Raw genomic sequence first — 14,391 nt, 5'->3', positions numbered from 1 at the left:
CGGTTTCCTGAACTCCGTTGAGGGCATTGCGTCCCGAAAATTCCACCTCTAACCCATCCCCTCGATCCTCCCCGTCTTTTATCGGGGAGAAGCAATGAAACGTTACAAATCTGAACCGGGTCGGCTCACTTTTGCCACCTGGCATCAAAGGAGATGTCTATTTTGAATTATCTTGCGAATCAACTCCGGAGTAGCAGGGCCAGCAAGGCTTTGCGTTCCAGCCCTATGGTGGCAACCGCATCCCTTGCTGCCGCGGCTATCGCACTGACGGGGCTGCCGTTGGCAAGCGCCCAAGCTGCCCAGGAGCCGGGTGGAACCAAGAATCCGCAGGTGACGCTGCCGGAACAGTCTGGCAAGGGCACACCGAAGCGCCAGATGGAAAAGCTGGACCGGGCTCCGGTGGCTGTCTTGACCGATCAAGGTGTCAGCTTGAGTTGGCGAATGCTTGGGCTGGACCTGGAGAGCGTGGGCTTCCATGTCATCCGGGACGGCGTTCAGCTCACAGTCGATCCCATCCGCAACAGCACCACGTACGTTGATACGAGCGGCACGGCCACGTCCACGTACGTTATCAAGGCGGTAGGCAGCGGGGCGGACCAGCTCACTGGCGAGTTCGCTCCCATGGCCCAGAACTACCTGGCGGTCAAGCTGGATAAGCCTTCTGATGGCGTCGCGAAAGACGGCGTTCCCTACACCTACTCCGCTGGTGACGCCAGCGTGGCGGATGTGGACGGCGACGGCCAGTACGAAGTCATACAGATGTGGTCCCCGTCCAACGCCAAGGACAACTCCCGCCCGGGTTACACCGGCATCGTCTATGTGGATGCCTACAAGATGGACGGCACCAAGCTGTGGCGCATCGATCTGGGCCACAATATCCGTGCAGGCGCGCACTACACCCAGCTGCTCGCCTATGACTTCGACGGCGACGGCAAGGCCGAGGTCTCGATGAAGACGGCTGACGGCACCCGCGACGCGGCAGGAACTGTCATCGGCGATCCCACCTTGGACCACCGCAACAGTAGCGGCTATGTCCTGGCCGGCGACGAGTTTCTTACCGTCTTCCACGGCCAGACCGGCACAGTCATGGACACAGTCCGGTACGAACCGCCGCGCGGGAACGTCGCTGCCTGGGGTGACGGTTACGGCAACCGGGTGGACCGCTTCCTGGCCGCTGTAGCCTACCTTGACGGAGAGCGTCCGTCGATGATGTTCAGCCGCGGCTACTACACCCGAACCGTGCTCGCGACCTATGACCTGGTGGACGGAAAGCTGGTCAAACGCTGGATCTTTGACTCCAATGTGGCCGGTGCAGAGTATGCCGGCCAAGGCAACCACAACATGTCCGTCGCAGACGTCGACGCCGACGGCAAGGACGAGTTCGTCTTCGGATCCATGACCATCGACGACGACGGCAAAGCCCTCTACAACACCAGACTGGGCCATGGCGACGCCATTCATACCAGCGACTTCGATCCGTCCCGCCCTGGCCTGGAAACCTTCGCCGTGCACGAGAGCATGAGTGCCAGCGGAAACATTGGAGCAACCTTCCGGGATTCCCGGACCGGCGAAGTGCTCTGGAGCATTCCCGCAGCCAGGGACACCGGACGAGGCGCTGCCGGCGACCTTGATCCGCGCCATGCCGGTGCCGAAGCCTGGGCTATTGGAGGTACCTACGCCTGGAACTCCACTGTCGGGGAGATGCGTTCGGCTAATGGTGAGGTTCTGTCCACGAAGATACCTGCCGCCAACTTCCTGGCCTGGTGGGACGGTGACCTGCTCCGCGAAATCGTTGACCACGATTTTGATGACGCCACTCAAACCGGCGTTCCGACCATTGCCAAGTGGAACTGGGAAACCCAGGCCAGCGACAAGCTGCTTACGGCAGCCGGCGCCAAGACGAATAACGGCACCAAGGGCAACCCTGCGGTCCAGGCAGACCTCATGGGCGACTGGCGGGAAGAAATCGCCTGGCCGTCCGCGGACAGCACAGAACTCCGCATCTACACCACCAGCGCCCCCACGGAAGTCAGGCTCCGCACCCTGATGCATGACCCCGTCTACCGTGCCGACGTGGCGCGGGAGAATGTCTCCTACAATCAGCCGCCGCACACCAGTTTCTACATTGGCGAGGGCATGAAAACCCCGGAAATGCCCGCCATTACCTACACAGGCAGCCGACGGTAGACCAAGCGTCTAACGGCTAAAGATTCCCCAAAAAGTCTTGAGTCGTCTCTCTCGCTGTGGGTGGACCGCGGTTCTTGGAACCGGGGTCCACCCACATTCTCGAGCGGCCAAGGGAGAGTTTGAACTCAAGTTTTCTGGTCGGATTTGAGACCGCACTGGGTCGTCCTGCAACAGGGAGAGCCCGATAGATAGTCTGGCGACATGACCATCCAGACACTCGGCGCGACGCGCTCACCTGTAGTCGCAGCTTGCACCGTGCTTCTGGGCTTGCTGGTCCTCTGGATGGCGCAGCCGGTTCTGCCTGGTTGGGGATGTGCGACCAGTTTTCCGGCGATGTGCCCTCCGCACTTGCTGCCTGTTCGTGCATCACTGATCGGCGCAGGCATCCTCTTCGCACTGCTCGGGGCTGTCATCGTCGGGCTACTGCTTCGGTCACGAGACAACGGCTGGCTGGGCCGTATGTCCCGGAGTGTTGTCTTAGCCGTGCCGGTAATCCTGGTCCTGACGGTCATAGCGCACTTCGTGATACCGCAGCCCTGACTCGAGCCCCGCTTTGGCGCGCATTGCTATCGCGGACCTCGAAAGGCCATGGCCGCAGGCCCGTGGGTCACCGCACCTTGGTGCTTACTCGCGATAGTTGCATCCATGGTCCTCTTACTGGCTCCGATGTACACACAGGTAAAAGTAACGTCTGGTGGGCCAGAGCAGGTCAGTCATCCGGCCCTACTTGAGACAGTCGGGCCGTCTATCTTCGTGCCGTTGCTCATCCCAGTGGCCCTGACCGCGCTACCTCTCCTGATACGAGGACGGGCGCAGACTCCTGCATCGGTCGCGGAAACTGTCGCTCTTGTGATCTTCGTAGTCATCGACTCCGCAAGCATCGGTTGGTTCTACATCCCAGCCCTGGCCGCCGCCGTAGCCGCCGTTGATTCCTCGCTGGACGGCAACCCAGGACTCCAAGCCCGCCCTAACTAATCGGCCCGCCTGGCCGGATCATCCTCAGGGTTGCTGCTGGTTAGCTCGACGCTTTGAACAGGCTTATCGGGAGTGGCGTGGGCCCTATCTATGGAGGGTGGCCGCACATCCAGTTTGCGAGCCATGTCCGGCTCAAGATCCAAGCGCAGCCATACCCGCAGTGCCGGGGTGCCTTATTCGCTACAGTCAAAACGACGTTTCTGACCAATACCCGGCGAGTCGTCGAATCGTGGTCATACCGATTCGGTGGACAGGCCGCCGAAGGGAGCTACTGCTGGTCTCCCCACCATGACGCCCGCCAAGTGAGCTCAGCCAGACGGGCCTGGCCTTCCAGGCTTGGATGGAAGTAATCAAGCACGCTAACGTCGCTTGCCGAGAACTTGAAGTTATGCACGGTGTTGTTGTCCCAGCGGCAGTTCTTGTACTGGGAGCACGCCTGGGCAAGGATCCTGTTGAACGCGAGCTCCCGCATGATGACCGACTGCCGTTGCTCCTCGGTGTTGTGGGCGGCAAGCATCGATTGGCAGGTGCCGCCGGACCATGCCTCGCGTGCCTCGGCGTTGCTTTCCAAGGCCTTCCAGAGTTGGTAGAGGTCCGGGATGCTGGCAACGAGGATGCGTGCCCTCGGTAGGCCGCGGTCGAGTGTCGCCAAGGCTGTTTGAATGTGCAAAGCGAATTCCGCCTCGGATGTCATCGTGGATACAGATGAGGCGCAAAGGTCGTTTGCTCCGATCAGGATGGTCACGTATTCCACATTCTGTTCGACGGCCATCTCGGCCTGGTCCGGAAGATGCCTGGCTCTGGAGCCGCTGATGGCGTTGTTGTGGTTGCGGTCAGTGATAGCCGAGTCCAGACGTGTTAGCCGCTCATGGTGACTGCTGACTCCGTCGCCGGGACCGCGCCCGGTGGACCATGAGTGGAGCGAGTTGTCACCGTTCGAACAACAGACGGCGAGGGCCCGGGTAATGGAGTCGCCCAGGGCTGCCATGGAGGTGGGCGGCGGCGAGGAGGTGGGAGGAGGCGCGGTCATTGTCGGTTGTGCGGCCGTGAACGCCGCGAGCATGACAAACGACAGGAGCAGGAAGCGCGCAACTTTCGGCACGGCCACCCTCCTTCATGGGCCGGCGGTGCGCACCGGCAACTCGCTCTGTTAGCCTTGCCGGCCCGAATAAGTTGACGCTATGTTCCCGCTCTTGCCCGTGTCCAGCATCGTTTCACTTTGCATAACGGGCGCCTGCTTCCGGGGTAAAGCCACCGCGGACGTACGCAGTGTGGCTCCTGTCGGCTCTTTAGAGCGCGAGTGAGCCAGGGACGGCCCCATATGGGGCGTTGCGGTGGTTCTCTGGGGGGACCCTGCTGGTATTTCCCGTTCCGCGTCCCTTCGAGGCTCTTCGTTTCGGGGAGGGGCTAGTCCCTTGGCAACTGACCGGTTAGGAGGCGCCGGTCATCTCCCGCGGTGGAGCATGGGCGGGAAGGGCGCCCACCAATTCTGCCGCCGCAGCCACGGACCAGCGCTCGTTCTCGTGCTCGTAGCAGACCACCATGGCCACATGCGAGCCCTTTGCTTCATCCATGGCGAGCAGCAGGGCATCCTCTACATGCCTTGCATATTCCAGCCGTTCGGCCAGCGTGCCCTGGATTTCGCTGTCATCAATCAGTACGTGGGCCTTGCCGTCCACGATGACTTTGAGCGAATAACCCTGGTCCTCCTGCAGTGAGCCGCGGGTCGATGAAATTTCGGTAACTCTGTCCGCACGGACCAGGCCGTTGCTGATGGTGCGGATCCACAATTCCCCCATGAAATCTCCCTTGGTTTTGTGTGGAATGGATGGCAGCCTCCCACAAGGCAAACGCTAGTCCTCCCATGGCTCTTTGTGACCCCCGTATTTGCTGAAATTCCAACGACAGCACATAAAAGTGGCCCGATCCCGGCCCCGTCATAGGATAAATCTGATGACTTCGCCAGACAGCCCGCCGCCGTTCAACTTCCGGAGCATCGCGATACCTGCGTTCGGCCCGGCACTGCTGTTCTGTATCGGCGAAGGAGCTGTCCTGCCCGTAGTGGTCCTTTCGGCCCGCGACCTCGGCGCATCCGTGGCCGTGTCAGCATTGATCGTCACGCTGATCGGGCTGGGCTCCTGGTTTTTCAACCTGCCCGCTTCCCTCATCACGCTCAAATTCGGCGAACGCTGGTCCATCGTTGGTGCGGCCGCGGTGGGCGCCATTGCCCTCGCCGCGGCCGCGGTGTCCTCCCTGATCCCCAACGGACTGTGGCTGCTCGCCGGGGCGATGGCCGTCGTCGGGATGACCGCCAGCGTCTTCAACCTGGCACGGCAGAAGTACCTCACCGAGGCAGTGCCCCTCGAGTTCCGTGCGCGGGCGCTGTCCACCCTGGGCGGCGTGACCAGGATCGGCATCTTCATCGGGCCGTTTGTGGGCGCAGCCGTGATGCAGTTCGAGGGGATCAGCGGTGCCTACTGGGTGGGGGTGGCAGGCATGGCGGCCGCCGCGGTGCTCGCCGTCACCATCCCGGACCTGGTAGTTCCGCCAGCCCCCGACGGCGGACACAAGGGCCCCGAACCCACCCTGCGGAATGTGGCGGTCTCCCATTCAGGCGTGTTCCTGACGCTGGGCCTGGGCATCCTGCTGCTCAGCGCCCTCCGCGCCTCCCGTCAGGTGGTCATCCCGCTCTGGGCGGACCACCTGGGCATGGACGCCACCCAGGCGTCGCTGATCTATGGGCTCTCCGGAGCGATCGACATGCTGGTGTTCTACCCGGCCGGCAAGCTCATGGACCGCCGGGGCCGGCAGTTTGTGGCCATCCCCTCTACCGTCATCATGGGAATAGCCATGCTGCTGATCCCCCTGACCGCTTCGTTCGCCGGGCTGCTGCTTGCCGCGCTGCTGATCGGCTTCGGCAACGGCATCAGTTCAGGCCTGATCATGACGCTGGGTGCCGACTTCTCACCGGACCGAGGGCGCGGCCAGTTCCTGGGCCTGTGGCGTTTTATCGCCGACGCCGGATCAACCGGCGGACCCGTGCTGCTCTCCGTGGTGACGGCGCTGGCATCCCTGGGCGCGGGGGTCTCAGCCACCGGAATACTGGGGTTTGCCGCGGCAGCCGTGTTCGCCGTCGTACTTCCCCGGCTCAAGCACCGGCGGAACTACTGACGGGTTATGTTGCGGGTTTACGCCACTTGTTTTAGTAAAACCGCAGGTCAAAGGCCTGTTGAATGTTCAATTTCTTGAGCAAACTTTGATTATTTTCGTCCCTTAGTCCTGATCGAGCACGTGCAATGTGGTGTTCAGCAATAAATCAAGCACGCAAAAGTCTGAGGGGACATCATGAAGAACAGCACACTCATCAAGGGATCTGCAGCAATCGCACTGGGCGCAGCACTGCTGGTAGGTGGCGGCGGCACACTGGCCAACTGGAACGCAGCGGCCTCGCAGACGCCGGGCACCATCGTTGCCGGCGACCTGAACGTGGTCAATGCCACGAGCGCCGGCACCTGGAAGGACCGGAACGAAGCAACTATCGACATCGCCACCTACAAAGTGGTCCCGGGTGACAAGCTCACTTACACGCAGGACCTGACGGTTACGCTCGTGGGAGACAAGATGGCCGCGACCATCGCCGCTGCCGGAATTACCCCCACCAACGGATTCACTGCCGCGAACGTCACCGTCACCAGCACCCCGGTCCTCACTGTCGGCGGCCAGCCTGTTTCCAACCCGCTACTGGCCTCCTCCGGAGCAACCCAGACCGTCACGGCGACCATCACCTTTGAATTCAAGGGAGCCACCGGCGCCCGCGACAACGTGAACGCCAGCTACAACTTCAACAATGTTGGCTTCACCCTGACGCAGGTCACTCAGTCCGGGCTCTCCGGCCTGTCCTAGCCTGAACTTGGCGGGCGGCCCTGAGCAGCCGCCCGCCACATCAGGACAGATTCGGATCAGGACCAGGAGGAACAATGCGGATGCCGCGGATGCTGCGCACCGGTGCACTCATCGCAGCAGCGGTAGTCCTGGGACTGTTGACGGTGCAGGGCTCGTACGCCCTGTGGAACGCCGCCACCGCGGCGGCGCCGGGGACCGTCACCGCCGCATCGTTCGACGTTAGCCTCACTGCAAGTCCGTCCGGGCAGGCCACCAACATGAGCCTCTCCGGAGGGACCCCGGCAACCATCAACCTCACCCAGGCCACCTCGCTCGCTCCGGGAACACCGGTGTACGCAAGCGTTGTAATCGGCAATAACTCCAACGCCGGCGGAACGTTCAGCACCAGCATTACGGCGGGCCAGGCCACTGTTTCCAACACTGGGTTCGGCAGCCTTGCGCAGTATGTGACCGTATCTGCAAAGTTCGCCTCGGCCGTCGCGGAATGCAGCAGTTCCACCGGCTACACCGCGCTCACCGCAGCTGGACTCACGTCCGCGGCCGTCCCGAAGGCGGCAAGCACGGTTCTCTGCTTCCAGGTCAGCCTCAGTTCCTCCACCTCCATCCTCCTGAAAGGTCAAACGGTGAACATCAGTCTTCCCATCACCGCCCGCCAGCTCTGCGGGGTGCCAAGTGGCTGCGCCTGAAATCATGTCCCGCGAGCTGGCTTTGGGCCGGGCCCTTGGCAGTCGTGCCGAAGCGGGCAGCAACCGCGCGAAGGCAACCAGCCGTGTGAAGGCCGACGCCCCAGAGAACGCCGACGCCGGCACGGAGCCAAAGCGCCGGGCCTATTTCGCCGCCGCAGGCAAGGTCGTGAACCTGGTTGTCCTGATGATCCTCGTTTTCGCGGCATTGGTGCTGATTGTGGTTCCGAGGGCTACCGGGTCCGAGGCCTACACGGTGCTGACCAACTCCATGGCCCCCAAGTTCCCGCCGGGAACCTTCCTGGTGATCAAGCCTGCCGACTTCAGCGAACTCAAGTACGGCGATGTGGTCACCTTCCAGATGTATTCCGGGCGCCCCGACGTCGAAACCCACCGCATTGTGGGCTTCGGTGCCACGCAGGAGGGGGAGAAGACCCTCATCACCAAGGGCGACAACAACGGCGTGAACGACGCTGATCCGGTCCGTGAACTGCAGGTCAAAGGCAAACTGTTCTACGCCGTTCCGTACGTGGGCTACGCCGCCAACGCGCTGGGCAATGCCGACCGCACCACCTGGAGCATGGTGGCCGCTGCCGGCCTGATCGGGTACGGGGCGCTGCAGCTGGTCAAGGGAATCCGCAGCCGCAGGCGCACCCAGCAGGCCGATGCCGGGGCGTTCGCGTGAAGCTCTCTCGGGTACCCGGATCCGCACTGGCAATTGGCGCTTTCGTCCTGACTGTGCTGCTTGGTGTTGGCTGCGCTTCGGCGTCGGCCCTGTGGGAACAGTCCGCCACCGCCACCATGACGGTGACCGCCAACGGCGCATGGCCCGGCCCGGCGCTGGCCGGGCTGACCTGCACCAACGACAGCCCGCACAAGGTGGCCACTCTCGCCGTCACTGTCTCGGCGGCGCCGGCCACCATCACGTACGCGGCCCTGCAGGCCAACGGGAACTACGGCACGAGCTACCCGGGGTCGACCATCCTGCTCCCGAACGGCTCCGCAAACATCGTCCTGACGGCAAGCCCGCATGCGCAGAGGTCCCAGATCCTCAAGGACAATGCCGCCGGCCCTTTGACGGTGCGGGTGACTGCCACCTACCTGGACCAAACGGCCGCCTCTATGGACATCACCCTGGACAACGCCACCGCCAACGGCAAGGTCAGCTGCCCGCTGGCTCCGGTGCCGGTCCGGGGCTAGACACTTCCTTCATCCCAGCAGCAGCGCCGCTGCCTCCAATACCTGCGCCGGTGCTGTGTAGCCTCCGGCACCGGCGCAGCCGGTGCGGTCAGCGGGAAGCCGGGACCCGCCGTCGGGCAGCATAGGCGAATAGCGAAGTGGTGGCAACGGTGGCCAGGTACCCGGCGATCACCATGAGGGAAATGCCGGCCCAGAAGTAGTTGGTGGTGCTGGCTTCCTGGCTGGGGCCCGGGGCGATCCTGGCCAGCGAGTACACCGCCACCGCGGCCGAGGCCAGCCCGATCATCACCGGCAGCGTCAGCCAGATCTTGGCGGAACCCCAATGCCTGCCGAAGCCGTCCCACACATTCCAGGCCCCGCCGTGGCGCAGGATAAGCCAGCCGGCGGGGATCATGAAGGCGCCCACCAGCAGGAACGCCGCCACCACGTCCGCCGGTCGGTGCCACTGGTTGATCAGGGTGGACACGCCGGACGCGATGGCGAACGTGCCGCCCACGAAGCCGGCCATCGGGCGCCAGCGCGGCGAGGCCATCAGGAACACGGCGGCCGCCGCCGACGCCGCCAGCGTGGTGTGCCCGGACGGAAGGGAGTTCAGCTCCAGCGTGACCACACCCTTGTCAGGGCGGGCGGGCAGCACATCTTTGAGGATCTGGGTGGCAATGTTGGCGCCGATGCACGCGGACACGGCGATGCCCGCGGCGGTCCAGCGGCGGCGGATCACCGTGACGAAGAGAACCACCACGGCGGCCATCACCAGCGAAATGGTGGGCAGCCAGTCCAGGAACTCCGTGGCTGCCTTGCCCGCGGGCCCGTGCACATCCACGGCTTCCACCAGGGCGGATTCGTCGATGAACTGGCCCGTGGTGGTCTGCACGAAGTAGTAGTACGTGGCGATCAGCCCCACGATGCAGGCGAGCGTGGCGAAGGCGAACATAAAGCCTGAGCCGGGGGCGGGGCGCAAAGGAGCGCGGGCCGGCGCCTGTCGTGAAACGGTCATCAGTTAAGGGTGTCACAGAAAGCTGGGAGCCGCCTTCACCCAAAGTGACTCGCAGCTAACGTCGTGAAAAGCCGGAATGACGACGTTAACTGCGAGTTAGTTGGGAGAGGGGACAGGTGTCAGGTGAGTGACCCCGCCAGCTCCTCGATGAGTTCGAACTGCTCGCGCACGCCGCCTTCCATGCCGGACTGCGCAATCATGTCCCGGACTTCCTTGCTGCCCGCGTCGGTGAGGATGCTCACGGTGGTGGCGCCGCCGTCGGCATCCCGGAAGGTGACGGTGTTGACCACACCCTCCCCGCCGGATTCCTCGCCGGGCATCTCCATCACCTCGGTCTGGACGATCCTCTCGTTGGGCACAATCTCGCGGTACGTTCCGTGGAAGGCCACCTCGAATTCGCCGTGCGCCACCATGACGTACCGCCATGCGCCGCCCACCCTGAAATCCATGTCGGCCACTGTCATCTCGCCCCGCCGGCCGGCCCACCACTTCCTGACGAGTTCCGGAGTGGTCCAGGCGCGGTAGACCAGGTGCCGGGGCGCGTTGACGGTGCGGGTGATCAGGATTTGCTCGTCGCTGGGGAAGGTAACTTCCATAGTGCCGCTGCCGCTGTGTGTCTGTGCCATTGCCCTGTTCCTTCTCTTAGGCGTTTGAGTCTTCTTTGTCTTCTGGGTCCTTGAGGTCCTCCAGCACACCCTCCAGGAGTTCGAAACGCTCCTCCCAGAGGTGCTGGTAGCCGGCAACCCAGTCGTGGATGGGCTTCAGGGCCTCGGGGTTGAGCCGGTACAGCCGCTGCCTGCCCTCATCCCGCACATCCACGGCGCCCACCTCGCGCAGCACCCGCAAGTGCCGGGAGACGTGCGGCTGAGCCAGGCCCAGCAGGTCCACCAGTTCATTGACGGGGCGCTCGCCTCCGGTCAGGGCGTCCAGGATTTCCCGACGGCGGGGCTCAGCCACCGCGTTGAACGCATCTGCGGTTGTTGCTGCCCGTGCCATAATTGGATTGTATACCCATATGGATATGCGTTCCATAGGCAGGGCAAAGAGTTCTGTCCGCCACCGCTTGTACAGTGAACAGATGCCTACCCCGACTGTCCCGAACGGCGTCCCTCCGCTGGAGGAGCTGCTGGCCTCCGCGCACGTGGTGAGCCTGCCCATGCGGGTGAAGTTCCGCGGCATCATGGAGCGCGAAGCCCTGCTCCTTCGCGGGCCCCACGGGTGGGGGGAGTTTGGCCCGTTCCCGGAATACGGGGACGAAGAAGCTTCCCGCTGGCTTGCCGCCGCTGTTGAGGCCGGGTGGCAGGGCTTCCCGCCTCCCCTTCGGTCCGTGGTCCCGGTGAATGCCACCGTGCCCGCCGTCTCCGCGGACCGGGTCCCGGACGTCCTGGCCCGCTTCGGCCGGGTGGACGCCGTGAAGGTCAAGGTGGCCGAGCGCGGCCAAACGCTCGACGACGACGCCGCCCGCCTCGCCGCCGTCCGCTCCGCCCTCCCGCAGGCGGCCATCCGCATTGACGCCAATGGCGGCTGGGACGTGTCTATGGCGGTGTCGGCCCTGACCCGTCTGGCCGGGGTCGGGCTTGAATACGCGGAGCAGCCGGTGCCTACAATCGACGGGCTCGCGGAAGTGCGCTCGCAGTTGCGGGCGGCCGGAACTCCCGTGCTGATCGCCGCCGACGAAAGCGTCCGCAAGGAATCTGACCCCCTCCGCGTGGCCCGGGCCGGGGCTGCGGACCTGATTGTGGTGAAGGTGGCACCGCTGGGGGGAGTGCGGCGCGCGCTGGAGATCGTGGCTCAGGCCGGGCTCCCCGCCGTCGTGAGTTCCGCCCTGGACACCTCTGTGGGGATCCGGGCCGGTCTTGCCCTGGCCGCATCCCTGCCGGAGCTTCCCTTTGCGTGCGGGCTGGGGACCGTCTCGCTGTTTGAGTCCGACATCAGCACCGATCCGCTGGTGGCCGACGACGGCGCCATCCGCCTCCGCGATGTCTCCGCCGACGCCGGGCTGCTCGCGCAGTTCGCGGCTTCCCGGGAACGCCGGGACTGGTGGCTGGCCCGCCTCCGCCGAGTCCACACCCTCCTTGCCCCTTCCTGACAGACGCTCTCTCACGTTTGGCGCCTTTTGGGCGACGCTCTCTCACGTTTCTGCAGGTCACGAGCGGTTCACCGGAACTTCATCTGGCTGACGGCTCTACGTAGGAACCGGCTGACAGGGTGGGCGGGACCTCATCGAATTCTTGGAAGGCCCCCATGTCTGAAACGACAGCCCGCAAGTTCACCCTGCTGCCCATGCTTGGCCATACGAAGGGCAAGCGCAGCGCCGTCACCTGCGCCCTCAAGTGCGACAACGCCTGCGCCGGCGACGTCTGCAACACGAGCTCCAACAGCTACTTCCGCGACATCGCCTCCGCCACCATGTCCCGCCGCGCCGCCCTGGGCTTCGGGGCCGCCGGTGCGCTCGCCGTCGTACTCGGTGGAAACCTGGCCTCCGCGGAACCGGCGGCTGCCGGCGGGCTGGCGCCCGCGGCCAAGGAAGGCTTTGCAAAGTCCAAGCTCCAGTTCACGGCCATCGCGCCGGTTGATGCCGCCGTCGACTCCGTCACTGTGCCGGAGGGCTTCACCTGGAAGCCGGTGATCCGCTGGGGCGATCCGATCTTCAACGGCGCGCCGGCCTTTGACCTGAACAACCAGACGGCTGCCGCACAGGAGCAGCAGTTCGGCTACAACAACGACTACACGGACATCCTGGAGATTCCGGGCAGCAAGGGACGTCGGGCGGTGCTGTTCGCGAACCACGAGTACACCAACGAGAACATCATGTTCCCGGCCACCATGCCGGCAGACCAGATGCGCGCTGTGGGGGCTGCCGCGCACGGGCTCTCCGTGGTGGAGCTGGAGCGGAAGAACAAGAACACGCCGTGGACGTACGTCAAGGGCGCCGGGCTGAACCGCCGCTACCTGAACTCCACCGTTTACGAACTGACAGGTCCGGCCGCCGGCTCGTCGCTGGTCAAGACCGTTGAGGACCCGGACGGCCGCTTCATCAAGGGAACCCTGGGCAACTGCGCCGGCGGCACCACCCCGTGGGGCACCATCCTGTCCGGCGAGGAAAACTTCCAGGGCTACTTCGCCGGCAACGGCACCTCCGCCGGTGACAAGCGCTACGGCATCACCTCCAAGCCCACCGCCCGCCAGTGGGAGCTCGACGAACCGCGGTGGGACACCCGCAACGCCGGCTACGAAAATGAGGCCAACCGCTTCGGCTGGATCGTGGAAGTTGACCCGTTCGACCCCACCTCCATGCCGAAGAAGCACTCGATGCTGGGCCGCTTCAAGCACGAAGGTGCCAACGTCATCATCGCCGGGTCCGGGCATGTGGTGGCCTACTCCGGGGACGACGAGCGCTTCGACTACCTCTACAAGTTCGTCTCGAAGGACAAGTACCGCGAAGGCGACCGGGCGCACAACATGACCCTCCTGTCCGCCGGCAGCCTGTACGTGGCAAAGTTCACGGGCAACTCACCGGCCGCCGAAATCACCGGCACCGGCGCTGTTCCCGCCGACGGCGCCTTTGACGGCACCGGCGAGTGGCTGCCTCTGGTGGTGGACGGGGTCTCCGCGGTGCCGGGCATGTCCGTCGAGGAAGTGCTGGTGTACACCCGCCTCGCCGCGGACAAGGTGGGCCCCACCAAGATGGACCGCTGTGAGGACGTGGAGCCGAACCCCTTCACCGGAAAGGTCTACGTGGCCTGCACCAACAACTCCAACCGCGGTGTTGGGTCCAACGAGGGCGCCACCGAGGTCAACCCGCGCAACCAGAACCGCGACGGCCACATCGTGGAAATCATCGAAACCGGGGACCAGACCTCCACCACCTTCACCTGGAACCTGCTGATGGTCTGCGGCGATCCGGCCCAGGGCGACGTCACCTACTTCTCCGGCTTCCCCGTGGACAAGGTCTCGCCCATCTCCTGCCCGGACAACCTCGCCTTCGACTCCGTGGGCAACCTCTGGATCTCCACCGACGGCGCCCCTTCCGGCATCGGCAAGGCGGACGGCCTGTTCAAGGTCACCCTGGACGGCACCGAGCGCGGCAGGGTGGAACAGTTCCTGGCCGTCCCGCGCGATGGCGAAACCTGCGGGCCCATCATCCACGACGCCGAACGCACCGTTTTCGTCTCCGTGCAGCACCCGGGGGAGGACGGCTCGTTCGACCAGCAGGTCTCGTTCTTCCCGGACTACGTGGCCGTTGGTGCGACGCCGGCAGCCGGCCAGGCGCGCGCGCCGCGTCCGTCGGTGATCCAGGTGTTCCGCACGGACGCCTAGTTCGTTCCGTTCACCCCTCCGCCTCTCGTTCCCTCCGCCCCTCCTCCCGCCCCTTCCTCCCCTCCGCCCCTCCCGTTGCTCTATCACTTTTGGTCCCTTCACCCGCTGTTTGGCGACCAAAAGTGA

Annotated in this window: 15 protein-coding genes; 10 read left to right on the top strand and 5 right to left on the bottom strand. The window is 64.4% G+C overall.

Translation table 11 applies throughout. From position 1 onward, the window contains the following. The first annotated feature begins 225 nt into the window (after positions 1–225). The 3 genes from M1E17_RS18045 (at position 226) to M1E17_RS18035 (ending at position 3,162) form a co-directional block, all read left to right on the top strand. Complete coding sequence (locus M1E17_RS18045; protein ID WP_457963304.1) at positions 226–2,187, top strand: rhamnogalacturonan lyase; 1,962 nt, start codon at positions 226–228, stop codon at positions 2,185–2,187. A gap of 201 nt (positions 2,188–2,388) precedes the next feature. Beyond that, positions 2,389–2,727 (top strand): hypothetical protein, encoded by a 339-nt coding sequence (locus M1E17_RS18040; protein WP_457963303.1) that lies wholly within the window; start codon positions 2,389–2,391, stop codon positions 2,725–2,727. A gap of 309 nt (positions 2,728–3,036) precedes the next feature. Beyond that, positions 3,037–3,162, top strand: coding sequence for a hypothetical protein (locus M1E17_RS18035; RefSeq protein ID WP_457963302.1), 126 nt, complete (start codon positions 3,037–3,039; stop codon positions 3,160–3,162). Positions 3,163–3,430: 268 nt separating this feature from the next. On the opposite strand, the gene M1E17_RS18030 is transcribed toward M1E17_RS18035, so the two are convergent. Continuing rightward, positions 3,431–4,264, bottom strand: a complete 834-nt coding sequence (locus M1E17_RS18030; protein ID WP_457963301.1) for an SGNH/GDSL hydrolase family protein — start codon at positions 4,262–4,264, stop codon at positions 3,431–3,433. Between the two features lie 328 nt (positions 4,265–4,592). Continuing rightward, a complete protein-coding gene (locus M1E17_RS18025) occupies positions 4,593–4,961 on the bottom strand; it encodes a hypothetical protein (protein WP_457963300.1) in 369 nt (122 codons plus the stop codon). A 154-nt stretch (positions 4,962–5,115) separates the two neighbouring features. On the opposite strand from M1E17_RS18025, the gene M1E17_RS18020 reads away from it, so the two are divergent. From M1E17_RS18020 to M1E17_RS18000, 5 genes are all read left to right on the top strand, one after another. Then, on the top strand, positions 5,116–6,333 hold the full coding sequence (locus M1E17_RS18020; RefSeq protein WP_457963299.1) for an MFS transporter: 1,218 nt from the start codon (positions 5,116–5,118) through the stop codon (positions 6,331–6,333). A 174-nt stretch (positions 6,334–6,507) separates the two neighbouring features. Beyond that, complete coding sequence (locus tag M1E17_RS18015; RefSeq protein WP_457963298.1) at positions 6,508–7,065, top strand: alternate-type signal peptide domain-containing protein; 558 nt, start codon at positions 6,508–6,510, stop codon at positions 7,063–7,065. A gap of 74 nt (positions 7,066–7,139) precedes the next feature. Continuing rightward, positions 7,140–7,751, top strand: a complete 612-nt coding sequence (locus M1E17_RS18010) for a hypothetical protein (protein ID WP_457963297.1) — start codon at positions 7,140–7,142, stop codon at positions 7,749–7,751. Further along, positions 7,738–8,433 carry a signal peptidase I gene (locus M1E17_RS18005; protein ID WP_457963296.1) on the top strand — a complete coding sequence of 232 codons (696 nt, stop codon included), beginning with the start codon at positions 7,738–7,740 and terminating at the stop codon, positions 8,431–8,433. Before M1E17_RS18010 ends, M1E17_RS18005 begins: the two co-directional genes overlap by 14 nt. Beyond that, complete coding sequence (locus M1E17_RS18000; protein ID WP_457963295.1) at positions 8,430–8,948, top strand: hypothetical protein; 519 nt, start codon at positions 8,430–8,432, stop codon at positions 8,946–8,948. The genes M1E17_RS18005 and M1E17_RS18000 overlap by 4 nt, the downstream gene beginning before the upstream one ends. Before the next feature lie 88 nt (positions 8,949–9,036). On the opposite strand, the gene M1E17_RS17995 is transcribed toward M1E17_RS18000, so the two are convergent. The 3 genes from M1E17_RS17995 to M1E17_RS17985 form a co-directional block, all read right to left on the bottom strand. Next, positions 9,037–9,945 (bottom strand): phosphatase PAP2 family protein, encoded by a 909-nt coding sequence (locus tag M1E17_RS17995; protein WP_457963294.1) that lies wholly within the window; start codon positions 9,943–9,945, stop codon positions 9,037–9,039. A gap of 119 nt (positions 9,946–10,064) precedes the next feature. Continuing rightward, positions 10,065–10,571, bottom strand: coding sequence for an SRPBCC family protein (locus M1E17_RS17990; protein ID WP_457963293.1), 507 nt, complete (start codon positions 10,569–10,571; stop codon positions 10,065–10,067). A 16-nt stretch (positions 10,572–10,587) separates the two neighbouring features. Next, positions 10,588–10,941: an ArsR/SmtB family transcription factor gene (locus tag M1E17_RS17985; RefSeq protein ID WP_457963292.1), complete on the bottom strand. Its 354-nt coding sequence runs from the start codon at positions 10,939–10,941 to the stop codon at positions 10,588–10,590. An 82-nt stretch (positions 10,942–11,023) separates the two neighbouring features. Here M1E17_RS17985 and M1E17_RS17980 point away from each other — a divergent pair, with 82 nt between their 5' ends. After that, positions 11,024–12,034: an o-succinylbenzoate synthase gene (locus M1E17_RS17980; RefSeq protein WP_457963291.1), complete on the top strand. Its 1,011-nt coding sequence runs from the start codon at positions 11,024–11,026 to the stop codon at positions 12,032–12,034. A 155-nt stretch (positions 12,035–12,189) separates the two neighbouring features. Continuing rightward, a complete protein-coding gene (locus M1E17_RS17975) occupies positions 12,190–14,265 on the top strand; it encodes a PhoX family protein (RefSeq protein ID WP_457963290.1) in 2,076 nt (691 codons plus the stop codon). Positions 14,266–14,391 lie beyond the last annotated feature (126 nt).

It is taken from the genome of Arthrobacter sp. D1-29 (genome assembly GCF_054130585.1).
Note: the sequence above shows the minus strand (reverse complement) of the source record. Positions and strands in the feature narration are given on the sequence as shown.

Bases quoted from the DNA above. Each gene is read 5' to 3' on its own strand.
- M1E17_RS18040 (WP_457963303.1), top strand. From the start codon at position 2,389: ATGACCATCCAGACACTCGGCGCGACGCGCTCACCTGTAGTCGCAGCT.
- M1E17_RS18025 (WP_457963300.1), bottom strand. From the start codon at position 4,961: ATGGGGGAATTGTGGATCCGCACCATCAGCAACGGCCTGGTCCGTGCG.
- M1E17_RS17985 (WP_457963292.1), bottom strand. From the start codon at position 10,941: ATGGCACGGGCAGCAACAACCGCAGATGCGTTCAACGCGGTGGCTGAG.
- M1E17_RS18010 (WP_457963297.1), top strand. From the start codon at position 7,140: ATGCGGATGCCGCGGATGCTGCGCACCGGTGCACTCATCGCAGCAGCG.
- M1E17_RS18020 (WP_457963299.1), top strand. From the start codon at position 5,116: ATGACTTCGCCAGACAGCCCGCCGCCGTTCAACTTCCGGAGCATCGCG.
- M1E17_RS17990 (WP_457963293.1), bottom strand. From the start codon at position 10,571: ATGGCACAGACACACAGCGGCAGCGGCACTATGGAAGTTACCTTCCCC.
- M1E17_RS17975 (WP_457963290.1), top strand. From the start codon at position 12,190: ATGTCTGAAACGACAGCCCGCAAGTTCACCCTGCTGCCCATGCTTGGC.
- M1E17_RS18015 (WP_457963298.1), top strand. From the start codon at position 6,508: ATGAAGAACAGCACACTCATCAAGGGATCTGCAGCAATCGCACTGGGC.
- M1E17_RS18045 (WP_457963304.1), top strand. From the start codon at position 226: ATGGTGGCAACCGCATCCCTTGCTGCCGCGGCTATCGCACTGACGGGG.
- M1E17_RS17980 (WP_457963291.1), top strand. From the start codon at position 11,024: ATGCCTACCCCGACTGTCCCGAACGGCGTCCCTCCGCTGGAGGAGCTG.
- M1E17_RS17995 (WP_457963294.1), bottom strand. From the start codon at position 9,945: ATGACCGTTTCACGACAGGCGCCGGCCCGCGCTCCTTTGCGCCCCGCC.